The 21066-nt window shown below is 71.5% G+C and carries 21 protein-coding genes; 5 read left to right on the top strand and 16 right to left on the bottom strand.

Features of this window, described 5'->3' with window-relative positions:
• A partial coding sequence (locus ADL34_RS07915; protein WP_199835536.1) for a TerD family protein occupies positions 1–646 on the top strand: 646 nt, incomplete at its 5' end.
• A 118-nt stretch (positions 647–764) separates the two neighbouring features.
• Here the strand turns inward: ADL34_RS07915 and ADL34_RS07910 are convergent.
• Both ADL34_RS07910 and ADL34_RS07905 read right to left on the bottom strand, forming a co-directional pair.
• Positions 765–2348, bottom strand: a complete 1584-nt coding sequence (locus tag ADL34_RS07910; RefSeq protein WP_062674563.1) for a TROVE domain-containing protein — start codon at positions 2346–2348, stop codon at positions 765–767.
• 587 nt (positions 2349–2935) lie between these two features.
• Positions 2936–4369: a hypothetical protein gene (locus tag ADL34_RS07905; RefSeq protein ID WP_062674565.1), complete on the bottom strand. Its 1434-nt coding sequence runs from the start codon at positions 4367–4369 to the stop codon at positions 2936–2938.
• Positions 4370–4651: 282 nt separating this feature from the next.
• On the opposite strand from ADL34_RS07905, the gene ADL34_RS07900 reads away from it, so the two are divergent.
• Positions 4652–6478 (top strand): endonuclease/exonuclease/phosphatase family protein, encoded by a 1827-nt coding sequence (locus ADL34_RS07900; protein WP_062674567.1) that lies wholly within the window; start codon positions 4652–4654, stop codon positions 6476–6478.
• 13 nt (positions 6479–6491) lie between these two features.
• Here ADL34_RS07900 and ADL34_RS07895 read toward each other — a convergent pair whose 3' ends face one another.
• From ADL34_RS07895 to ADL34_RS07885, 3 genes are all read right to left on the bottom strand, one after another.
• On the bottom strand, positions 6492–7235 hold the full coding sequence (locus tag ADL34_RS07895) for an SRPBCC family protein (protein ID WP_062674570.1): 744 nt from the start codon (positions 7233–7235) through the stop codon (positions 6492–6494).
• Positions 7236–7251: 16 nt separating this feature from the next.
• Complete coding sequence (locus ADL34_RS07890; protein ID WP_062674571.1) at positions 7252–7884, bottom strand: ArsR/SmtB family transcription factor; 633 nt, start codon at positions 7882–7884, stop codon at positions 7252–7254.
• An 81-nt stretch (positions 7885–7965) separates the two neighbouring features.
• Positions 7966–8667, bottom strand: coding sequence for an antibiotic biosynthesis monooxygenase (locus ADL34_RS07885; protein ID WP_062674573.1), 702 nt, complete (start codon positions 8665–8667; stop codon positions 7966–7968).
• Between the two features lie 188 nt (positions 8668–8855).
• On the opposite strand from ADL34_RS07885, the gene dapA reads away from it, so the two are divergent.
• Positions 8856–9767, top strand: coding sequence for a 4-hydroxy-tetrahydrodipicolinate synthase (gene dapA, locus ADL34_RS07880; protein WP_062674575.1), 912 nt, complete (start codon positions 8856–8858; stop codon positions 9765–9767).
• Between the two features lie 13 nt (positions 9768–9780).
• On the opposite strand, the gene ADL34_RS07875 is transcribed toward dapA, so the two are convergent.
• The 3 genes from ADL34_RS07875 to ADL34_RS07865 all read right to left on the bottom strand — a co-directional run bounded on the left by ADL34_RS07875 (position 9781) and on the right by ADL34_RS07865 (position 11942).
• Positions 9781–11016 carry a hypothetical protein gene (locus ADL34_RS07875; protein ID WP_062674577.1) on the bottom strand — a complete coding sequence of 412 codons (1236 nt, stop codon included), beginning with the start codon at positions 11014–11016 and terminating at the stop codon, positions 9781–9783.
• Positions 11017–11577: a SigE family RNA polymerase sigma factor gene (locus tag ADL34_RS07870; protein ID WP_062674789.1), complete on the bottom strand. Its 561-nt coding sequence runs from the start codon at positions 11575–11577 to the stop codon at positions 11017–11019.
• A 164-nt stretch (positions 11578–11741) separates the two neighbouring features.
• Positions 11742–11942 (bottom strand): hypothetical protein, encoded by a 201-nt coding sequence (locus tag ADL34_RS07865; protein WP_086866513.1) that lies wholly within the window; start codon positions 11940–11942, stop codon positions 11742–11744.
• Positions 11943–12490: 548 nt separating this feature from the next.
• Between ADL34_RS07865 and ADL34_RS07860 the strand changes: the two genes are divergently transcribed.
• Positions 12491–13846, top strand: coding sequence for an FG-GAP-like repeat-containing protein (locus tag ADL34_RS07860; RefSeq protein ID WP_062674581.1), 1356 nt, complete (start codon positions 12491–12493; stop codon positions 13844–13846).
• Between the two features lie 266 nt (positions 13847–14112).
• On the opposite strand, the gene dapD is transcribed toward ADL34_RS07860, so the two are convergent.
• The 4 genes from dapD to ADL34_RS07840 all read right to left on the bottom strand — a co-directional run bounded on the left by dapD (position 14113) and on the right by ADL34_RS07840 (position 17050).
• Complete coding sequence (gene dapD / locus ADL34_RS07855) at positions 14113–15102, bottom strand: 2,3,4,5-tetrahydropyridine-2,6-dicarboxylate N-succinyltransferase (RefSeq protein WP_062674583.1); 990 nt, start codon at positions 15100–15102, stop codon at positions 14113–14115.
• Positions 15103–15243: 141 nt separating this feature from the next.
• Entirely contained in the window at positions 15244–15780 is a 537-nt protein-coding gene (locus tag ADL34_RS07850; RefSeq protein WP_062674585.1) for a TetR/AcrR family transcriptional regulator, read from the bottom strand.
• Positions 15780–16100, bottom strand: a complete 321-nt coding sequence (locus tag ADL34_RS07845; RefSeq protein ID WP_062674586.1) for a DMT family transporter — start codon at positions 16098–16100, stop codon at positions 15780–15782. Before ADL34_RS07845 ends, ADL34_RS07850 begins: the two co-directional genes overlap by 1 nt.
• A 68-nt stretch (positions 16101–16168) precedes the next feature.
• Complete coding sequence (locus tag ADL34_RS07840) at positions 16169–17050, bottom strand: endo alpha-1,4 polygalactosaminidase (RefSeq protein WP_062674588.1); 882 nt, start codon at positions 17048–17050, stop codon at positions 16169–16171.
• 280 nt (positions 17051–17330) lie between these two features.
• On the opposite strand from ADL34_RS07840, the gene ADL34_RS07835 reads away from it, so the two are divergent.
• Positions 17331–18158: an AbfB domain-containing protein gene (locus ADL34_RS07835; RefSeq protein WP_062674590.1), complete on the top strand. Its 828-nt coding sequence runs from the start codon at positions 17331–17333 to the stop codon at positions 18156–18158.
• Between the two features lie 67 nt (positions 18159–18225).
• Here the strand turns inward: ADL34_RS07835 and ADL34_RS07830 are convergent, their stop codons facing one another.
• The 4 genes from ADL34_RS07830 to sufC are packed head-to-tail and all read right to left on the bottom strand — an operon-like array spanning position 18226 to position 21061.
• Positions 18226–18558 carry a metal-sulfur cluster assembly factor gene (locus tag ADL34_RS07830; protein ID WP_028809645.1) on the bottom strand — a complete coding sequence of 111 codons (333 nt, stop codon included), beginning with the start codon at positions 18556–18558 and terminating at the stop codon, positions 18226–18228.
• On the bottom strand, positions 18555–19022 hold the full coding sequence (gene sufU / locus ADL34_RS07825; RefSeq protein WP_062674592.1) for a Fe-S cluster assembly sulfur transfer protein SufU: 468 nt from the start codon (positions 19020–19022) through the stop codon (positions 18555–18557). Before sufU ends, ADL34_RS07830 begins: the two co-directional genes overlap by 4 nt.
• 21 nt (positions 19023–19043) lie before the next feature.
• The gene (locus ADL34_RS07820) at positions 19044–20300 is read right to left on the bottom strand and encodes a cysteine desulfurase (protein ID WP_062674594.1); all 1257 of its coding nucleotides are present in this window, start codon (positions 20298–20300) and stop codon (positions 19044–19046) included.
• Positions 20297–21061 (bottom strand): Fe-S cluster assembly ATPase SufC, encoded by a 765-nt coding sequence (gene sufC / locus ADL34_RS07815; RefSeq protein ID WP_062674596.1) that lies wholly within the window; start codon positions 21059–21061, stop codon positions 20297–20299. The genes ADL34_RS07820 and sufC overlap by 4 nt, the downstream gene beginning before the upstream one ends.
• Positions 21062–21066: the final 5 nt, after the last annotated feature.

The following is a 21066-nucleotide window of genomic DNA, read 5'->3' as shown; positions in this document are numbered from 1 at the left end:
GCCCATGACCGCCCCGGCCGCTCCCCCGGTCCCCCCGGCGCCGCCCGCCCCGCCCGCGCCCGGCAGCGGGAAGATCAACCTCGACAAGGGCCGCGTCAGCCTCCAGAAGAACCAGACCGTCTCCCTGATGAAGGGCGGCCAGCCGCTCCTGACGCAGGTCAAGATGGGCCTCGGCTGGGAGCCGGCGTACCGCGGCAAGGACATCGACCTCGACGCCTCCGTGATCGCCTACGGCCCCCAGCGCAACCACGTCGACAGCTGCTACTTCGGCAAGCTCCAGATCGTGAACGGCGCGATCCGCCACTCCGGCGACAACCTCACGGGTGAGGGCGCCGGGGACGACGAGGTCATCACCGTCGACCTCGGGCGCCTCCCCATGGACGTCACCGGTCTGGTCTTCACGGTCAACTCGTTCTCCGGCCAGAAGTTCACCGAGGTCGCCAAGGCCTACTGCCGGCTGATCGACGCCCTGACCGGCGAGGAGCTGGTCCGCTTCGACCTCACCTCCGCCGAGCCGCAGACCGGCGTCATGATGGCGAAGCTCATCCGCCAGTTCTCCGGCGAGTGGGAGATGACGGCCATGGGCGAGTTCGTGAAGTCCCGCACGGTCCGCGGCATGGTCAAGCCCGCCGCCCAGGCGCTGTAGCGGGTGCGAATGGCCGGCCGGAGCGGCGCTGTGTGCGGCCGGGTTCCGGCTGCCGGGGCAGCGGCGCGGCCCGCACTCCCGATCGAGGAGTGCGGGCCGTGACGGGCCGGGCCGAGGCTCAGGCCACCCAGGGCCAGTCCGCGTCCCGGGCGCTCTCCAGCAGCGGCACCATCCGGAACGCTGCGTCCGACAGGCCGCCGAACGTGTGCCGGTTCCCCGTGCCCGACGGGCCGTGGCCCGCCCGGTACCCGGCGAGGTTCCAGGTGTAGACGGGCACCTCGGCGGGGATCTGCTCGGTCGGACCGCCGTGGCGGCTGGGGGCGTACTGCTCGTCGGTGACGATCAGCACCCGGTCGTGCCCGCGGTAGTGGGTGCGGACGGCCGCGGTCGTGTCGGTGCCGCCCAGGTCGCCGAAGCGGCCCAGGATCTTCAGCACCGACTCGCCCGCGCGGAACGGCACCGGGGCGCTGGTGGAGCCGAACTCCACCAGGTCGGCCTTGCGGGCCCGCAGCGCCAGCGCCGTACCGAAGATCGCCGCCGCGTCGGCCCGGTTCAGCTCCGAGCGGTCCGACAGCCGCGACCAGAACATCGAACCCGAGCGGTCGACGAGGATCAGCGTCCGGCCCGGCAGGGCGGGCACGTTGGCCAGCGAGTGGCCGAGTGCCTGCTCCAGCGGGTACGCCCAGCGCAGCGAGGGCGCGTGCCGGTACGCGGCGAGGTACCGGAACGGGAACTGCCGCGACCGCGCGACCTCCGCCGGGTCGCTGATCCGGGCGGCGACCCGGGCCGCCACCTCGTCGCTGACGCCGGCCTCGTCGAAGTTGCGCAGGTTGCGCACGAGGGCCATCACGCCCATGGACGGGATCACGGCCTCCCAGGCCGCCTTGTCCATGGGGCCCTGGAGCCAGCCCGCCAGCGCCTCCCAGGTCATCCCGGCCGCCGCCAGCCGCTCGGCGCCGCCCTCGGAGGTGAGGACCGCGCGCCGCTCCCCGACCGGCACCGCCATGAGCGCGCGGTGCGCGGTGAGCACCGGGGCCGACTCGGGCGGCACGGCCGTCTCCGGGTGGTGCCGGCGGTCGAGCGCGTACCGGAACAGCTCGCCCTGCCACGGCTTCGCCGGGTCGGGCGCCGCATGGGTCAGGTTGAGGATGTCGCCGAAGCGGTAGCCCTTGGACGCCGTGTCGTACTTCAGCAGCGACTTCCCGCTGTACAGACGCCGTACGGCGTCGGCGATGCCGCGCTTGACGGGCTTCGGCACGTTCCGGCCGTACGTGGCCGTCCAGTAGGCGAGCAGCTCACCCGGCTCGTCGGGGCGGCGCAGCACCGAGTCGACGACGCGCCGGTTCGCCGGGCCGTCGTCGGCGCCCGCGTCGAGCCGCGCCTTCACGTACTCGGCGGCGCCCACGAGGGCGGCCGTACGGAGGTTGCCCTCGGTGCGCAGCCAGCCGAGCAGGCCGGCCGTCCACTCCGGGTCGCTGACGGCGAGCTCGCGTACGAGCGTGGCGAACCGGTCGTCGCGCTCGGCGCCGCTCTCGTAGAAGGTGCGCTGCGAGACGAAGTTGCCGACCGCGAGCAGGAACAGCTCGGAGCGCGCGTCACGCTCGTGTCCGCGGCCGCCCTCATAGGTGCGCAGCACGCGGCCGGTCGACGTCACCCGTGAGGTGGGCCGCGCCTTCGCCGCACGGGTGTTGAATCGCGCCATGATGGAATTCCCCCTCTTTCTCTGCTGCCTTCATTCAGGAAGGCGCGACAGAAGGAGGGTGCCCGAGGAATGAATCGTCTGCGGTCCTTATCAACTGGCGCGTCTTCCGTTCCGCCACACCGGCCCTGAGCCGATGACGGGATTCGAACCCGCACGGGGGATGTCCCCCACCAGTTCCCCGAAGTATCCGCCGCCTGCGCACCGGGCACCCACCATGAGCTGCGCCTCCCGAGATCAAGTCGGCCACGGTCGGGATTCTTTGGAGAGAAGAAGTAACCGTGGCCCGCGCACCGGGAGGTGCGTGAAGTTGTGGTGTCCAGAGATCGAAGTCGGCGGAACCGACAAGGTGCTCTCACCCCTGAGCTACACCGGCACGTGTGCCGGCGGCGGGACTCGAACCCGCGACCGCCCCATTATCAGTGGAAGTAGGTCCTGCCTTCGCACCTGGACGTTCATCACTGTAGGGAGTGATCGCGGGAAGGGGCGAGCGAATTAATTCCGGGGGTCCGGTCCCGCCGACCGGAATGCGCGAAGGGAAGGCCCGACGGGAATGTCCGACGGGAATGCGCGACGTGAACGACGGGCGGTCAGCCGCCGTGCTGGGAGCGCGCCTTGAAGGCCGCCTTACGGGCCTCCTTCGCCACCTTCTTGTCCGGGTGCAGCCGGCCCATGGCCTCCAGCACGTCCGCCGTGGCCGGGTGCCCGACCCGCCACACCTTGTCGAAGAACCCGCTGTGCTGGGCTGCCAGGCCCTCCACCAGCGCCCGCAGCTCCTCCGAGTTCCCCTCGGCCGCCAGCTGGGCGGCGAGGGTGTCGATGGTCAGCCAGAACACCAGCTCCTGGGTGGGCGGCGGGACATCGGTGAAGCCCGCCTCGCTCAGCCACACCCGGGCCAGCCCGCCCAGTTCCGCGTCGTCGAGGACCTCCCGCAGCGCGGGCTCCGCCTCGGCGCCGACCAGCGACAGCGCCTGCTGGCAGCGCAGCCGGCGCAGCGGCGCCCCCTCGTCGAGGCCCTTGGCGGCGGACAGCAACTCCCGGGCCGCGGGCAGCGCTTCACGGCGGGCCAGCCACTGCTCGGTCTCGGCGCGCGCGGCGGTCTGCGGGTAGCCGGCGGTGCCGTCGAGGAGCGCCTCGGCGCCCTTGCCGGCGAGGTCCCCGACCGCGGGCGCGTCGAAGCCGGCCTCCAGGAACCGCGCGCGCAGCCCGTACAGCCCGAGCGGGGTGAGCCGGACCATGCCGTAGCGCGAGACGTCGGTGTCGTCGATGCCGGCGGCCGGCTCCTCGGCGCCGTCGGCGTCCGCGAGCAGCGCCTCGTCGACCGGCTGGTACGCGACGAGTCCGGCCGGCTCCAGCAGCCGGAACTGGTCGTCCAGGCGCATCATCGCGTCGGACACCTGCTCCAGCACGTCGTTGGTGGGTTCGCTCATGTCGCCGGGGACGATCACGGACGCGGCGAGGGCCGGCAGCGGCACGGGTCCGCCCTGGGGTGCGTCCTCGCTGGCGGTGAGCAGGTACAGGTTGCCGAGGACGCCGTCGAGGAACTCCGCCTCGGCCTCCGGGTCCCAGTCGAGGGAGGACAGGTCGATCTCCCCGCCGGAGTCCATGGCGTCGACCAGGTCGTCCAGGTCGGGCACGCTCGCGTCGGCGAGCGCCGTCTCCAGCGCGGCGAGCCACACCGCGAGGACGTCCTGCGGGGTGCCGCTGGTCAGCAGGTCCAGGTCGGCGCCTGCGGCGACCGTGCCGGCCTCCTCGTCGACGACGTCGACCAGTCCGGTGTCGACGGCCACCCGCCACGCCTCGCCGGCGTGGGCGGCGGCGTCGTCGCCGTCGAGGCCGAGCACCTCGGCGGCGGCGGGCAGTTGCTCGTCGACGAGTCCGCCGCCCGCGTCGACCCGGGTGTCGGGACCGGCCCAGCGGGCCAGCCGGGCGGCGCGGGAGAGCAACGGCGTGGACAGCGCGTCCCGCGCCAGCTCCGCTTCGGGGTGCAGCCGTACCGGCGGCAGGGAGGAGCTGTCTGACATCGGCTGGTTCTCCTAGGGCTTGCGCGGCCGTACCCGTCACGGCTCAGCCGCTCAGCCTAGACGGATTTCCACCCATGCCACCCGGTTCATCTCCTCGCCGGGTGCCGTACATGGCCGAAACCTTGACAAGTGACATGACCAGCAACGAGATTACGCGCGTAGAAACTTGGCGGACATCTGTTCACTGGATTTCTACGCGCGTCGCCGCACCGCCGGCCGCGCCTCACGCGTTGCCAGCACCACCCTCGTCCCGGCGCCCACGCACGTCCCCGGAGGGATCCCTTGCCGAGCAAGAAGTCCGCGCGCCTCGCCGCGCTCACCGTCGCCGCCGTCTGTTCCGCGGTCTCCACCGTCGCCCTCACCGCTCCCGCGCACGCGGACACCGTCGCCATCCACGACATCCAGGGCCCCACGCGCATATCGCCGTACGCCGGCAAGCAGGTCACCGACGTGGCCGGAATCGTCACCGGCGTACGCGGCTACGGCTCCTCCAGAGGCTTCTGGATACAGGACCCGAATCCGGACGCCGATCCGGCCACCAGTGAGGGCGTGTTCGTCTTCACCAGCTCCACCCCGAAGGTCGCCTTCGGCGACGCGGTCCTGGTCGCGGGCACCGTCAGCGAGTTCGTCCCCGGCGGCGCCTCCTCCGGCAACCAGTCGGTCACCGAGATCACCCGCCCCACCGTGACCGTCGTCTCCAGCGGCAACGCGGTCCCGTCCGCCCGGGTCGTCGACGCGAAGTCCGTGCCGGACGCCTACAGCCCCGCCGGCGACACCGCCGCGAGCGGCTCGGTCAACGGCCTGCCCCTGAAGCCGGCCGAGTACGCCCTGGACTTCTACGAGTCCCTTGAGGGCGAGAACGTCCAGGTCGCCGACACCCGCGTCGTCGGCGCCACCGACCCGTACACCGAGCTGTGGGTGACGGTGAAGCCGAAGGAGCACCCCTCCCGCCGCGGCGCCACGGTCTACGGCTCGTACGACTCCCAGAACACCGGCCGGCTGCAGATCCAGTCCCTGGGCGCGACCGCCGACTTCCCCGCCGCGAACGTCGGTGACGTCCTCAAGGGCACGACGTCCGGCCCGCTGGACTACAACCAGTTCGGCGGCTACACCCTGGTCGCCAACCGGCTCGGCACCCTGGAGAGCGCCGGCAACGCCAAGGAGACCACGCGCCGGCAGACGCGCGGCGAGCTCGCGGTCGCCACGTACAACGTGGAGAACCTCGACCCGTCCGACTCCACGTTCGCCGCGCACGCCTCCGCGATCGTGAACAACCTGAGCGCGCCCGACATCGTGTCGCTGGAGGAGATCCAGGACGACAACGGCGCCACGAACGACGGCACGGTCTCCGCCGAGCAGACACTGACGAAGCTGGCCGACGCGATCGTCGCCGCGGGCGGTCCCCGCTACGAGTGGCGTTCGATCGACCCGGTGGACGGCGCCGACGGCGGCGAGCCGGGCGGCAACATCCGCCAGGCGTTCCTGTTCAACCCGGAGCGGGTCTCCTTCACCGACCGCGCGGGCGGCGACGCGACCACCCCCGTCGGTGTCACGAAGGTGCGCGGCAAGGCGGCCCTGACGGCCTCCCCCGGCCGGATCGACCCGACGAACGCGGCCTTCGCCAACAGCCGCAAGCCGCTGGCCGGCGAGTTCGTCTTCCGGGGCAAGACCGTGTTCGTGATCGCCAACCACCTCAACTCCAAGGGCGGCGACCAGGGTCTGACCTCGCAGTACCAGCCGCCGGCCCGCAGCTCCGAGGTCCAGCGCCACGCCCAGGCGACGGCGATCCACGGCTTCGTCGAGGACGTCCTGCACACGCAGAAGAACGCGGCCGTGATCGCCCTCGGCGACATCAACGACTTCGAGTTCTCCGGCACCGCGAAGATCCTCGAGGGCGACGGCGAACTGTGGTCGGCGATCAAGTCGCTGCCCAGGAGCGAGCGTTACTCGTACGTCTACCAGGGCAACGCCCAGACGCTGGACCAGATCCTGGTCAGCCCCTCGATCCGGCGCGGCTGCGACTTCGAGTACGACAGCGTGCACATCAACGCCGAGTTCAACGACCAGATCAGCGACCACGACCCGCAGGTGCTGCGGTTCCGTCCGTAACCCTCCGGTGGGCTCAGGGCTGGCTGAACACGCCGTTCAGCCAGCCCTTCCACGTCTCCTCGTCCGTGGCGGCGTCGGCGCCCGGCGCGAAGTCGTGCACGGACATGCCGACCACGTGACCCCAGTGGTTGCGGCCGAAGAAGCGCAGCAGCGCGTCGTCCGTCCGCAGCCCGAGGAAGTACGGGTCGCGGTAGTCGACGACGGCGTCGATCTCCCGCCCACCGGGACCGGTGACCCGTACCCGGGCACCCTCGGCCGTGTCGTCGGCGAGGCCCAGCGCACGGCCCACGGTGACGAGGGCGTCCGGCGCCTTGCCCGCCTCCGGCCCGTCGAACGTGGCGAAGGCGGTCACCGGGCGGCCCCGGAAGACCGTGAGGTACTGGCGCAGGGTGTGCAGATAGAAGTCGGTGTGGCGGTTCGCGCCGTCGTACTGGTTGTCCCAGTCGTCGACGAAGATCCCGCTGTGCACGTAGCGCACCCAGGCGCGGCGGCCCCCGTCGCGCGGCTCGACGGTGTAGTCGAGCTGGTTGAGTGTCTGCTCGGAGATGCCGTCGACGTCCTCGACGCGGTTGGTGTAGCGGTGCGGCGGGTCCCAGACGGTGACCTCGGAGCCGAAGGGCCCCTTGCCGCCCTGGCGGGGCTCGGGCGCCTCCATCGGCCATAGCCAGCCGCCGGTGCCGGTGGTCACGGCCTCCCACACCTCCTCGGGCGTGGCGTCGACCTCGAACTCCCTGGCGATCTCGAATTCCTTGGGCATGACGGGCTCCTGGGTCCTACGGGTTCGGTTCCGGGGCGGATACGGGCCGGGGCCCCTCCGCGTCCGTGGGCTTCAGTGTGGGGTGGACGGCCACCACGATCCGGTGATCGCGGCCGCCCTCGGCGCCGGGCGCGTCGTACTTGCGGATCAGCGCGCTCACCCCGGCGGCCAGTTCCTCGACGAACGCGGCCCGGTCGGCCGCCGAGGCGAAGCGGACCTCGCCGTCCAGCGCGAAGGTCGCCAGCCGCTTGCGGGCCTTGGTGGCTCCGGTGATCAGCGAGCCGACGTCCCGGACCAGCCGGGCGCCGAGCGCCAGCAGCCAGCGGGCGGAGAGCTGGTCGCGGAAGCGGTCCGGGTCGGGCTGCACGGACGCCAGCGCGAGCGGGGAGATCACGTACGACGCCGCGGTCGCGCGCATCAGCCGCTCGGTGACGTTGCCCTTGCGGCGCTCCCCGGCCAGTTCGACCAGGCCGTGCCGCTCCAGCGCCTTGAGGTGGTAGTTCACCTTCTGCCGGGGCAGGCCGATCCGCCCGGCCAGCATGGCGGCCGAGGCCGGCCCGGCCGCCAGTTCGGCGAGCAGCCCGGCCCGGACGGGGTCCAGGGACACGGCTGCCGCTTCGGGGTCCTCGATCACGGTGACGTCCAGCATGCGTCCACCCTCTCACCGAAAACTTTTTTTGTCCAGGCGATCTGATTTTTCGGTGAGTCGCGCCCGTGGCCCACGGCGGCCTCAGTCGGGGACGAGGCCGAGGGCGTGGTCGTACCGGCTGACCGTGCTGGCCCTGAGCCCTGGCCAGGTCTGCACACGCCTCCACTGCTCCGTGGCCGAACCGATGCCGTCGCCGGGGCCGGCCAGCGCGTCGACATGGGCCTGGGCGCTCTCCCACTCGGCGTAGTTGAGGACGCGGGTGCCGTCGACGGAGAGATGGAAGTGGGCGGAGATGCCACCGGGATGCGGGCGCGGTTCGTTCTCCAGGGCGTCGACCACGGCGTCCACCCAGGCGCGCTGCCGGTCCGGGTCGGGCCCGTCGAACTCGATGTCGACGACCACGACGCAACCGGGAACCCGCGTCTCGCCCGGCCGGACGAGACCGCGATAGTGCCGGAACCGCCCGAGTCCGAGCCGCTCGACACCCGGTACGGCGGTGTCGATCTCGTCCACCCGCTCCTGACGGTGGGCCTTGACGAAGCCGTCGTAGTCCTGCGGGCTCCGCCACTGCGAGTAGTGCAGGAGGGTGGAGGCGTCGTGCCCGGTGTAGACGTGGTAGCCGAGGAGCCCGCCGGCGGGCCAGGGCCTCCGCACCCACGCCCCGGCGATCGCCTCGACGGCCTCCTTCTGCCGCAGGGGTGTCCCCACCCGCCAGGCACTGAAGAGAGCGGCGCCGGCATCGGGGCGGGCGAGGTCGGGGTGGGTGTCGGTGCGGTGGGTCATGACGGCCTCCGAATCGGTCGCGAGCGCGGGCGGTCACCCGCAGCACCCACTTTTCGACCTCAAGCGAAGTCGAGGTCAAGGACGAGCAGTTGACGGGGCCGGCCGCCGCAACCTCTCAGCATCGCTTACGAATACCTTGTAGATAATTTAAGTGGAGCTACGCAATCGCAGATGCCGAGACTACCTCCATGACGACTCCCGGCACTTCCGCCGCCGCCCCGCCCCTCGGCCGGGCGCTGTGCGCCATGGTCACCCCCTTCACACGGGAGGGCGCGCTCGACCTCGACGGCGCGCAGCGTCTCGCCGACCACCTGGTGGGCGAGGGGTGCGACGGCCTGGTCCTGTCCGGGACGACCGGCGAGTCCCCCACCACCACCGACGCGGAGAAGGCGGACCTGATCCGGGCGGTACGGCAGGCCGTGGGCGATCGGGCCTCGATCGTCGCGGGTGTGGGGACCGCCGACACCCGTCACACGGTCGACCTGGCGCTGGCCGCCGAGAAGGCGGGCGCCGACGCCCTGCTCGTGGTCGCCCCGTACTACAGCAGGCCCCCGCAGGACGCCGTGGAGGCGCACTTCCGGGAGGTCGCCGACGCGGCGGGACTGCCGGTCGTCCTCTACGACATCCCCGGCCGGACCGGCACCCGTATCGAACCGGAGACGATGCTCCGGCTCGCCGGGCACCCGCGGATCGTGGCGGTGAAGGACTGCTCGTACGACTTCCTGGGCGCGCAGAAGGTCCTCGCGCGCACGGACCTGGCGTACTACGCGGGGTGCGACGAGCACATCCTCGCCCTGCGGGCCGTGGGCGGCGCCGGCTACGTCAGCACGGTCGCCAATGTGATCCCGCGCCATCTCCGCTCGGTGCTCGACGCGTTCGAGGCGGGCGACACCCCCGTGTCCGCCCGCCTCCAGCATCGCGCCATCCCGCTCATCGAGTCGATGATGAGCGCCGGACTGCCCGGAGCGGTCACCGCCAAGGCGCTGCTCGGCGCGCTCGGTCTGCCCGGCGGCCCGGTCCGCGCACCGCTGCGGCCCGCCGGCCGGGAGGCGGCCGACGGGCTGCTGGCGGCGTACGAGGAGTGCGTGCCCGGCACTTGAGCGGGCCCCCGGCTCACCGGCGGGCGAAGACCGGCACCCACTTCTGCCGGAGGATGTCCTCGTCCGGCTCGCGGACCCCGCTGAGGGGGACGACCTTGTCACTGCCGAGGGTGACCAGGACCAGCCGGGGCCGGTACGTCTCGTCCAGTCCGGTCACCCGTTCCCAGGCGATGAGCCGCTTGTCGTCGGCCCAGGCGAGCAGGTCGGCGCCGCGCACCTTGGTGATCTCCTTGCCGGTGCGGGGGTCGAGGATCGAGGAGTAGCTCCGTCCCGGGTCGCCGTCGACCTCCCTGGACAGCCCGAGGGCGGCGAGCCGTCCGTCCGGGGACAGCCGGGCGGGGACGTCGGAGCGCAGGTGCTTCTCGTCGGCCGGGGCGGCGGTCTTGGCGCCGTCGAGGGAGTAGAACTGCTGGAGCCCGTCACGGCCCCCGACGTACTGCGCGTACACGCGGTCGCCGGCCCGGCTGAACGCGAAGTCCTGGCGGGCGTTGATGGTGCGGTCGGACGGGACGGCGCTCCAGGAGCCCGTGCCGTGTGCCACGTCGAGGACGTAGAAGCCGGACCTGCTCGACCGGCCGTACGCGGAGTTCCACTGCCACACCGGCCCGTCGGGTCCTTGCATCTTCTCCTTGGTGCGCAGGTCGGGGTCCTCCCCGTACGTCGTCGCCACGAGCCTGCTCCCGTCGTGGCTGAACGCGAGGCCGCCGACGCCGTGCTGGACCTGGATCCAGCGCTCGACGCGGCCCGACGCGAGGTCGAGCAGGCCGATCCGGTGGGCGGGCAGCCCTCGTTCCAGCACGGCGGCCGTCCTCAGGCCGGGCGCGACGGCGACGAACGACCAGCGGGTGTCCTTCTTGTACATGCCGGTCCTCGCATCGAGCAGCCAGTAGGTGCGCTCGACGGTCCCCCGCTTCTCGGACCGGACGCGCAGCGCGGACGTGTAGTGGGCGGCCAGGACGGTCTGCCCGGCGCCGATGACGTCCCGCGGCGGGGACTGGTCGGGATGGGCCTGGACACCGTCGGTGCCCAGGCCGACGGCCGGCCGGGCGTCGCCCTCGCCCCGGTCGAGCAGCGGCACGGCGACGGCGATGCCGACGACGGCCGCGGTGGCCGCCGCGACGGAGGCGATGCGCCGGGTACGGCGGCGCCGGCGGACGGCGAGCACCCGGTCGGCGAACCCGGTGTCCACGGGCGGCTGTTCACCGGCCTGCTCCCGCAGCGACTGGCGCACGAGTTCCTCGACGTTCACTTAACGCACCTCCATCGGGGAGAAGTCGCGGGACGGCGCCGGCCGGGCGGTGGCCGCGCCGGGGTCGAGGGCGCGCAGCTCGGGGGCGAGGGCCCTCAGCCGGGCCAGCGAGCGGTGGGTGGTGGACCGTACGGTGCCGACCGAACAGCCGAGGATGCGGGCCACGTCGGCCTCGGGCAGGTCCTCGAAGTAGCGCAGCACCAGGACGGTGCGCTGGCGCGGGGTGAGCCGGGCGAGGGCGCCGCGCATGAGCAGCCGGAGTTCGGCGGCGGCCGAGGCGTCCGGGTCGCCGGCGGGCTCGGGGAGATCGGCGACGCTCACCTCCCGCCGGGGCCACTTCAGCCGCCAGCGGCTGATCTGCTGCCGGTACAGGATCTGCCGTACGTACGCCTCGGGTTCGTCGATGCGCTGCCAGCGGCCTGCGGCCTTGATCAGGGCGTTCTGCAACAGGTCCTCGGCGGCGTGCCGGTCGCCGCCGCTCAGCAGCACGGCGGTCTTGAGCAGTGCGGACGACCTGCTCTCCACGAACCCCCGAAAGCCGTCCTGAGCTTCCGCATCCATCGTCACCTTCTCTTCCCCCGGACGGACCGGATGCCCGCCTCTCCTGCTCCGTGTGACGCGTGCGGGTCGCTGCCGCTATGCCTCCGCGAGGAAACAGACGGATACGGGGAGGATGCCGCGGGACAGCCGGGGACCTGACGGGCCCCCGGCCCCCGCGCTGCTGCTCACCCCCAGCTGTACCCGTCCCCGACGAGCAGGAAGTGCTCCAGCACGTCCTCCATCGGATCGTCGACCTGCCCCGTGTTGACCAGCCCGATCCGGGGCCCGTTGTGCGCCCCGGTGTTGGTCTCGTCGGCGTGGGCGTGCCCGGCGACCACGCAACCCACGACCCCCGCGACCAGCACCGACACCCCGAGACGCGGCACCCCGCGCCTCCCAGTCGCCCTTTCCCTCAACTCCCGGCCCTCATCTCATCATCTCGACGTCTGATCGAACCTTGCGTCCACCCGTTCATCGACCTGACCGGTCCAAAGGTCACGGGAGGTAGCTCGTTCGTGCACGTCGGAGGGGCGGCCTGGAGTCAGACCGGCTCGACCACGAGAAGCCGGGCTTCGGTCAACAAATCGACTTGCGCCGCCACGGGGACGAATGGATCGCGAGGAGTGAGCGCCCCCGGGCCGGCCGTCAGGGCATGCCTGAGAACGACGACGCCACGTACTCACGTACAACCCTTGCCCCTCTCCAGCCGTCTCCTGATCGCCGGCCACCCGGTGAGGCAGGGGCCGGCTCCTGGCGGACACGGGCGGGCAGGCACCCGCCAGACGGGGGATGGCCGCCGGGCATCCCCGCCGCACAGGAGACCCACATGTACGAGCACCACCCGCAGTGCCTCGCGTTCGCGGCGGGGCTCCACCGGCGGCGACCTCCGACTCGGCGTGACCGTTTCGGCCAGACACAAGGAGCTTCACTCCCCATGCACAGACGCACCACGGCGGCCCTGGCGGCCGTCCTCCTCGCCGGGGGCCTCGCGCCGCTCACCTTGAGCGCGCCGGCGTCCGCAGCCGTGGCCAAGCACTACGACGACTTCAACGGTGACGGATACCGGGATGTGGCGTACAGCCACTACTACCAGGGCATCTCCGGCGACGACGGCTGGGACGGTGGCGCCGTCAACATCGTCTACGGCAAGGCCGGCGGCCTCGACACCTCCCGCACCCAGGTCGTCCACCAGGACAGCCCGGGCATCCCCGGCACCGGCGAAGAAGACGACGCGTTCGGCGATTCGATGACCAGCGCGGACCTCAACGAGGACGGCTACGCGGACCTGATCGTCGGCAACCCGATGGAAAAGGTCGGCAGCACGCAGAACCGCGGCACGGTCACCATCGTCTGGGGCTCCCGATCCGGCCTGTCCGGCGGCACCAACGTGACCCCGAAGTCCGGCGCCGGCAGCTACTTCGGCCGCGACCTCGCCGCCGGCGACTTCAACGGTGACGGCTCCCCGGACCTCGCGGTGATCGGCGGCTCGGAGACGTGGCTGTACCGCGGCGGCTTCACCAAGTCCGGCACCACCGGCAGCGTCAGCAAGATCGACAAGGAGGGCCAGGGCTGGTACTCCTCCGGCCTCGCCGCCGGCAAGGTCGACGGCGACGGTAGAACCGACCTGGTGGTGCTCGGCGAGCAGTTCATCGACAACAAGCCAGTGCCCCGGATCTGGTTCCTGAAGGGCGCCACAGGCGGCCTGACGTCGGGCGCCTCCAAGACGTACTCCAGCGCTCCCTGGACCGCGGCGATCGGCGACTTCGACAAGAACGGGTACGGCGACATCGCCGTCGGCCTGCCCGACAACAACGGCGGCAAGGGCATCGTCAGCGTCTGGCGCGGCACGTCCTCCGGTCCGAGCGGCTCCATGACGTACAACCAGGCCAGCTCCGGCGTCTCCGGCAGTCCCGAGGCGGACGACAACTTCGGCTATGCCGTCTCGGCGGGCGACATCAACGGCGACGGCTACGCGGACCTGGCGGTCGGTGTGCCACACGAGGACGTGAACGGGCTGGCGGACCAGGGCGGCGTCCACGTGTTCCGGGGCGGATCCGATGGCCTGACCGGTACCCGTTCCTCGTGGGTCCCGCAGACGGTTCAGGGTCCGGCCGACTCGCACGAGTCTTTCGGATACGCACTGCGGGTGCGCGACGTGACCGGCGACGGCAAGGCGGACCTTGCGATCGGCGCGGTGGACCTGAGCGTGCTCCTGCGCGGCTCGTCCAGTGGGCCGACGGCCACAGGACTGACAGAACTGCCCGAAATGGGCGCAGCGTTCAGCGACTGAGCGACCTGTGGGGCCGGCGGGCCCGGTCGCGACGGCAACGGGCCGTCGTGCCGGGCCGGCGCAGGTGCCCTCGGTGCCGAGAAGACCTCAGGGGCCGTGGTGTCGCGCGCGGTCTCCAAAATCGCGAGGAGCAGGGCGCCGCTCGGCCGCCCGAGCTCACCCGTCGCCGACCGGCAACGACAACGCCCACGGCATCTGAACGGTCAGAGCCGTGGGCTTCGCCAGGTCCGTTGGATGGGGCGGCCGCAGGTCACGGCCGCCCGTGATCAGTTGTGGCTGTGCAGCACGTCGTTCAGGCCGCCCCACACCGCGTTGTTCGGGCGGGCCTCCACCGTTCCCGTCACCGAGTTGCGGCGGAAGAGGATGTTGGAGGCGCCGGAGAGTTCGCGGGCCTTGACGATCTGGCCGTCGGGCATCGTCACGCGCGTGCCCGCCGTTACGTAGAGGCCGGCCTCGACCACGCACTCGTCGCCCAGCGCGATGCCGACGCCCGCCTCGGCGCCGATCAGGCAGCGCTCGCCGATGGAGATGATGACGTTGCCGCCGCCGGACAGCGTGCCCATCGTGGAGGCGCCGCCGCCGATGTCCGAGCCGTCGCCCACGACGACGCCCGCGGAGATGCGGCCCTCGACCATCGACGTGCCGAGCGTGCCGGCGTTGAAGTTGACGAAGCCCTCGTGCATGACCGTCGTGCCCTCGGCGAGGTGCGCGCCGAGGCGGACGCGGTCGGCGTCGGCGATGCGGACGCCCTTCGGGGCCACGTAGTCCGTCATCCGCGGGAACTTGTCGATCGAGGTCACCTGCAGGTGCAGACCCTCGGCGCGCGCGTTCAGGCGGACCTTCTCGACGTCGTCCACGGCGACCGGGCCGAGGGACGTCCAGGCCACGTTGGCGAGGAAGCCGAACTGGCCCTCCAGGCTCAGGCCGTGCGGCTTGACCAGGCGGTGGGAGAGCAGGTGCAGACGCAGGTAGACGTCGTGCGCGTCGACGGGCTTCTCGTCGATCGAGGAGATGACCGTGCGGACCGCGACGACCTCGACCCCGCGCCGGGCGTCCGGGCCGATCGCCTTGGCGGCGCCCTCACCGAGCAGCTCCACGGCCTTCTCGGCGGACAGCCGCTCGCTGCCGGAGGGGCCCGGCTCGGCGACGAGCTCGGGCGCGGGGAACCAGGTGTCCAGAACGGTGCCGTCGGCGGCGATCGTGGCAAGGCCGGCGGCCACGGCGCCGGTGGTGCGGGGAGCAGTCGTGTCGGTCATGAGGGAAACCTAACCGGCGCGGGGCCGCCCGGGCCAACCGGCCTCCGGGGCGTCTCAGGGTACGGGCCGGCAACCCCAGCCCTGGCAGGGGCGAGCCCTCCGCCCCACCAGGGCAACCTCAGCCCTGGCAACGGCGAGCTCTCACCCCGCCACCCGCCCCAGCACCTCCCGCGCGTACCCCTCGTCGTACGGCGTCTCCGTGAGCAGCACTTGCAGGCAGATGCCGTCCATCAGGGCCACCAGCGCCCGTGCCGTGACCGGGTCCGTGTGGCGGGTCAGCAGGGCGGCCAGGGCGTCGGCCCACTCGGCGGCGACCGGGCGCAGGGCCGGGCGGCGCAGGGCGGCGAGGTACAGCTCGTACTCCAGTTCCACGCCGGTGCGGTCGCCCGCCAGCCACTCCCCCATCCACCCGGCGAGCTCGGCGGCCAGGTCGGTGTCCGGATCCTCCAGACCGCCGCGCGAGGCGATCACCTTGGCGAAGCCCTCGTTGGCCTGGCGCAGCGCGGCCACGAGCAGGTCGTCGAGGGTCTTGAAGTGGTACGTCGTGGAGCCGAGCGGCACGTCCGCCTCCGCGGCGACCGTGCGATGGCTGAGCCCCGCGATGCCGTGCGCGCCGACCACCCGGATCGCCGCGTCGATGATCCGCTGCCGTCGTTCGGGGTCGTGGCGCCGGGCCATCAGTGCGCACCGCCCAGGTTGAGCACGACCACGCCGAGGATGATCAGCGCGATGCCGGCGGCCTTGACGGCGGTCATCCCCTCTCCCAGGAAGAGGACGCCGATGGTGGCGATGGTCGCCGTGCCGATGCCGGCCCAGATCGCGTAGGCCGTGCCGACGGACACCGTCTTCAGGGTCTGGGCGAGCAGGGTGAAGGAGACGAGGTAGCCGAGCGCGGTCAGCAGGGAGGGCAGAAGCCTGCTGAAGCCTTCGCTGTACTTCATGGCGGTGGTGGCGGCCACCTCGGCCGCGATGGCTCCGGCGAGCAGCAGGTATCCCATGCGTACGAGCGTACACAGCGGTGTGTACGGGCGTACACAGCGCAGACCCCCGTCTCCTGTGGGACCTCTCAGCACGTCCGGCGGCGGTATCCCGATTCCCCCCGTGCCACCACGTCCAGGTCCCGCAGGACCACCGAAACGCGGTCGCCCCAGCCCTCGCAGGCCGCGTCGAAGCCGTCCGTCCGGTACTCGATGTCGAAGACGCGGTCGTCGTAGGCGTCCGCGTACACGTCGCACTCGTCGTACTGGCCGCACTCCTCGGCGACCGCGAAGTCGAAGCCGATACGACGCCCCTGTCCCGCCAATTCGGCGGCGTTCTTCTGGCCTATGGCGAGGCCGGCGGCGTGCGCCCGCGCGGTGATCAGCTTGCCGAAGGCGATGTTGTCGGCCGCGGTCAGCCGCCCCTCGGAGCGCTCGTGCGAGTCGAGGTTGTCCGCCTCCACGGCCTGGAAGCCGTCCTTCGCGCAGCCGTCGATCCACTCGCCGACGATCCGGGCGAGGCGTGCGCGCTTGCCCCGCGTGGAGATGTCCAGGACCAGCTCGTCCCAGTCGCGGTCGACGACCGGGTCGCCGTCGGCGTCGCGCAGCACCAGGTCCGGGTGATGCTCCTGCCACCAGTCGCCGGCGTCCGGCTGGGCCTGGAAGGCGTTGACGTAGCAGATGTTGTAGACGCCCTTCGCCGGCTCCGACGTACGGTCGCGGGACACCGCGCGCACTCCGGCCGGAGGGCGGTACGGACCGCCGATCTGGTAGTCGAACGCGAGACCCGGCTCGGGCGCCCGTACTTCGCGGGGCGCCGTCTCGCCGTCCCCGCGGCCGGAAGCACCGGACCCGCCGGGACCGCCGGACCCGCCGGAACCGGTGCAGCCGCTCAGGACCGTACCGAAGACACCGCACAGGGCCGCGGCCACCGTCAGCCGCCGCAGGGCGCGGGGGACGCGCTGGAACATGGTCGGGGCACTCCTGTCGTCACCGGGAGATGATCTCCCGCCATGATGCCGTGCGGGGCCGGAAGACGGGCACGGACAGGGTCGGCGATCATCCCGCTCACGCGTCAAGTCCCCTTTGAGGCAGGTGAGTTGCGTATGCGTGGGGAATGGGCGCAGAACTCGACACCGATCACTCCGAACAGTTACTCCGCAGCCCCCGTGTCCACTACTGTTCCACCGTTCACACACCTTTCCTGCACAGCCGCGGCCGTCGTCCTGGGACGCCGCTGGAGGAACACCCATGCCCGACAACGCATCCCGGCCCTCCCCGGACCGGCCGGTCTGGGAGGACGGCTGGACCCCGGACACGTCCCGGGCGCCGGGGACCCGCCGGCTGTGGCTGGCCGGCGCTCTGGCCGTGGCGACGATCGTCGCCTGTGCGACGGCGCTGACCGTGTCCGGCAAGGATTCTGACGCCGTGTCGGCCACACCGACGCCCTCACGCGTCGATGTCAGCGTCCCCGGACTCATCGGGTTCGCCACGCCCTCGCAGACTCCTCCCGCGGGGCGGAGCGGCATGGCCCCGGGGCAGTCGGAGAGCCCGGCACCCGGACGTACGGACACATCCCCCTCCGCGTCCACGCCGCCGACGTCCGGGTCGGCAGGGACCAGCCCGGCGGCCCGCCCCACCCACCGGCCGCCCGCCGACAGCGCCTGGCGCTCCGTCCGCGCGGTCAACTACCCCGACCGGCAGTGGCATGTGACCGGTGGTTCCGTGCGGCTCGACCCGGTCGGCTCCGGGCGGCGCTCCGACGTCGCCTTCCGGCTCGTCGCGGGCCTCGCCGACGCCTCCTGCCACTCCTTCGCCACGGCCGACGGGCGCTATCTGCGCCACCGGGACTTCGTGCTGCGCGAGGACCGCTCCGACGGCTCCGCCCTGTTCCGCCGGGACGCCACCTTCTGTCCCCGCTCCTCGCCGCACTCCGGTGCGGTCATGCTGGAGTCGGTGAACCACCCCGGCCGGTTCCTGCGGCACCGGGACTTCCGGCTGCGGCTGGACCCCTACCAGCGGGACGGGCTGTTCCTGGCCGACTCGGCGTTCCGGCTGGTCGACGCGCCGGCCGGCTGAGCCCGGACACACCTGTGGCCCCCGGCAGGGAGAGCCGGGGGCCACAGGTCCGTCGTACCGCGCGGTCTCAGACGTTGAAGCCGAGCGCGCGCAGCTGCTCGCGCCCGTCGTCCGTGATCTTGTCCGGACCCCACGGCGGCATCCAGACCCAGTTGATGCGCAGCTCGCTGACGAGGCCGTCCGTGGCGGACTTGGCCTGGTCCTCGATGACGTCCGTCAGCGGGCAGGCCGCCGAAGTCAGGGTCATGTCGAGGGTCGCGATGTTCGCGTCGTCGATGTGGATGCCGTAGATCAGGCCGAGGTTGACGACGTCGATACCCAGCTCGGGGTCGACGACGTCGTACAGCGCCTCGCGGACCTCTTCCTCCGAGGCCGGCTTCATCTCAACGGTCTCGCTCATGCCGTCTTCCTTTCGGCGTCGGCTCCGCCCAGGGCCTGGGCCGTCGCGTCCTTCCACGCCATCCAGCTGAGGAGGGCGCACTTCACCCGGGCCGGGTACTTGGAGACTCCGGCGAACGCCACCGCGTCCTCCAGCACGTCCTCCATCGCGTCGTCCGGCTCGATCTTCCCCTTGGACTGCATCAGCTCCAGGAAGGTCTCCTGGATCGTCCGCGCGTCGGAGAGGTCCTTGCCGACGAGGAGCTCGTTCAGTACGGACGCGCTCGCCTGGCTGATGGAGCAGCCCTGGCCCTCGTACGAGACGTCCTCGATGGTCGTGCCGTCGTACTTCACACGCAGGGTGATCTCGTCGCCGCACGTCGGGTTCACGTGGTGCACCTCGGCGTCGCCATCCCTCAGACCACGCCCGTGCGGGTTCTTGTAGTGGTCCAGGATGACTTCCTGGTACATCGAATCCAGCTTCATGCGATCGCTCGTCCCGTCCCGTCAGCCGAAGAAGTTCCGTACGTGCTCCAGGCCGTCCACCAGAGCGTCGATCTCGGCCGGCGTGGAGTACAGATAGAACGACGCTCGCGTGGTCGCAGGAATTCCGTACCGCAGGCACACGGGACGGGCGCAGTGGTGGCCTACCCGGACCGCGATGCCCTGCTCGTCGAGGACCTGGCCCACGTCGTGCGGGTGGATGTCGCCCAGCGTGAAGGAGATCGCGGCGCCGCGGTCCTCGGCCGTGGTGGGGCCGATGATCCGCAGGTCGGGGACCTCCAGCAGGCGCTTCACCGCGTACTCGGTGAGGGCCTGCTCATGGGCGAGGATCTTGTCCATGCCGATCGAGTTGAGGTAGTCGATCGCCGCGCCCAGGCCGATGGCCTGCGAGATCGGCGGGGTGCCGGCCTCGAACTTGTGCGGCGCCGGGGCGTACGTCGACGAGTGCATCGAGACGGTCTCGATCATCTCGCCGCCGCCGAGGAACGGGGGCAGGTCCTCCAGCAGCTCCTGGCGGCCCCACAGGACGCCGATGCCGGTCGGGCCGCACATCTTGTGGCCGGTGAAGGCCACGAAGTCGGCCTGGAGGGCCTGCACGTCCAGCGGCATGTGCGGGGCCGCCTGCGAGGCGTCGACGCAGACCAGCGCGCCGACCTCCTGCGCGCGGCGCACGATGGCCTCGACCGGGTTGTGGGTGCCGAGGATGTTCGACACCAGTACGAAGGAGACGATCTTCGTCTTCTCCGTGATCACCTGGTCGATGTTGGACAGGTCGAGACGGCCGTCGTCGGTCAGGCCGAACCACTTCAGCTTCGCGCCCGTACGCTGCGCGAGCAGCTGCCACGGCACGATGTTGGAGTGGTGCTCCATCTCCGTGATGACGATCTCGGTGTCGGCGTCCACGCGGTAGGGCTCGTCGGCCCAGCCCAGCATGTTCGCCACGAGGTTGAGCGACTCGGAGGCGTTCTTGGTGAAGATCACCTCGTCGCGCGAGGGCGCGTTGATGAACTCCGCGACCTTGTCCCGCGCGCCCTCGTACAGTGCCGTGGCCTCCTCGGCGAGGACGTGCACTCCACGGTGGACGTTGGCGTTGTGCTGCTCGTAGTACTCGGAGAGCACGTCGAGGACCTGGCGCGGCGTCTGCGAGGTCGCCGCGTTGTCCAGGTACACGAGCTTCCTGCCGTCGTGCAGGACGCGGTCCAGGATCGGGAAGTCCTTGCGCAGCGCCTCGGTGTCGAGGAGGCCCGGCAGCTGTGTCACGCGGATGCGCCACCCTTCACGTACTTGTCGTAGCCCTCGGCCTCCAGCTGGTCCGCGAGCTCGGCACCGCCGGACTCGGCGATGCGGCCGTTCGCGAACACGTGCACGTGGTCGGGCTTGATGTAGCGCAGGATGCGCGTGTAGTGGGTGATGAGGAGGGTGCCGACCTCGCCGGTCTCGCGGACGCGGTTGACGCCCTCGGAGACGACGCGCAGGGCGTCGACGTCCAGGCCGGAGTCGGTCTCGTCGAGGATCGCGACCTTCGGCTTGAGCAGCTCCAGCTGAAGGATCTCGTGGCGCTTCTTCTCACCGCCGGAGAAGCCCTCGTTGACGTTGCGCTCGGCGAAGGCCGGGTCCATGTTGAGGCGCTCCATGGCCTCGCGGACCTCCTTCACCCAGGTGCGCAGCTTGGGGGCCTCGCCGCGGACGGCGGTGGCGGAGGTGCGCAGGAAGTTGGAGACGGAGACGCCGGGGACCTCGACCGGGTACTGCATCGCGAGGAACAGGCCGGCGCGGGCGCGCTCGTCGACGGACATCTCCAGGACGTCCTCGCCGTCGAGGGTGACGGAGCCGGACGTGATGGTGTACTTCGGGTGCCCCGCGAGGGAGTAGGCGAGGGTCGACTTGCCCGAGCCGTTGGGGCCCATGATGGCGTGGGTCTCACCCTGCTTCACGGTGAGGTCGACACCCTTGAGGATTTCCTTCGTGCCGTTCTCGACCTCGACGGTGACGTGCAGGTCTCGGATTTCAAGCGTAGCCATGGGTG

The organism is Streptomyces sp. NRRL WC-3605, assembly GCF_001509795.1.
GTDB lineage: Bacteria > Actinomycetota > Actinomycetes > Streptomycetales > Streptomycetaceae > Streptomyces > Streptomyces viridochromogenes.
The sequence above is the reverse complement of the archived record's forward strand: the minus strand, read 5'-3'. Positions and strand labels throughout refer to the sequence as shown.

Coding starts and splice junctions, on each gene's coding strand:
- ADL34_RS07910 (WP_062674563.1), bottom strand. CDS start 2,348: ATGGCGCGATTCAACACCCGTGCGGCGAAGGCGCGGCCCACCTCACGG.
- ADL34_RS07905 (WP_062674565.1), bottom strand. CDS start 4,369: ATGTCAGACAGCTCCTCCCTGCCGCCGGTACGGCTGCACCCCGAAGCG.
- ADL34_RS07895 (WP_062674570.1), bottom strand. CDS start 7,235: ATGCCCAAGGAATTCGAGATCGCCAGGGAGTTCGAGGTCGACGCCACG.
- ADL34_RS07890 (WP_062674571.1), bottom strand. CDS start 7,884: ATGCTGGACGTCACCGTGATCGAGGACCCCGAAGCGGCAGCCGTGTCC.
- ADL34_RS07885 (WP_062674573.1), bottom strand. CDS start 8,667: ATGACCCACCGCACCGACACCCACCCCGACCTCGCCCGCCCCGATGCC.
- dapA (WP_062674575.1), top strand. CDS start 8,856: ATGACGACTCCCGGCACTTCCGCCGCCGCCCCGCCCCTCGGCCGGGCG.
- ADL34_RS07870 (WP_062674789.1), bottom strand. CDS start 11,577: ATGGATGCGGAAGCTCAGGACGGCTTTCGGGGGTTCGTGGAGAGCAGG.
- ADL34_RS07860 (WP_062674581.1), top strand. CDS start 12,491: ATGCACAGACGCACCACGGCGGCCCTGGCGGCCGTCCTCCTCGCCGGG.
- dapD (WP_062674583.1), bottom strand. CDS start 15,102: ATGACCGACACGACTGCTCCCCGCACCACCGGCGCCGTGGCCGCCGGC.
- ADL34_RS07850 (WP_062674585.1), bottom strand. CDS start 15,780: ATGGCCCGGCGCCACGACCCCGAACGACGGCAGCGGATCATCGACGCG.
- ADL34_RS07845 (WP_062674586.1), bottom strand. CDS start 16,100: ATGGGATACCTGCTGCTCGCCGGAGCCATCGCGGCCGAGGTGGCCGCC.
- ADL34_RS07840 (WP_062674588.1), bottom strand. CDS start 17,050: ATGTTCCAGCGCGTCCCCCGCGCCCTGCGGCGGCTGACGGTGGCCGCG.
- ADL34_RS07835 (WP_062674590.1), top strand. CDS start 17,331: ATGCCCGACAACGCATCCCGGCCCTCCCCGGACCGGCCGGTCTGGGAG.
- ADL34_RS07830 (WP_028809645.1), bottom strand. CDS start 18,558: ATGAGCGAGACCGTTGAGATGAAGCCGGCCTCGGAGGAAGAGGTCCGC.
- sufU (WP_062674592.1), bottom strand. CDS start 19,022: ATGAAGCTGGATTCGATGTACCAGGAAGTCATCCTGGACCACTACAAG.
- sufC (WP_062674596.1), bottom strand. CDS start 21,061: ATGGCTACGCTTGAAATCCGAGACCTGCACGTCACCGTCGAGGTCGAG.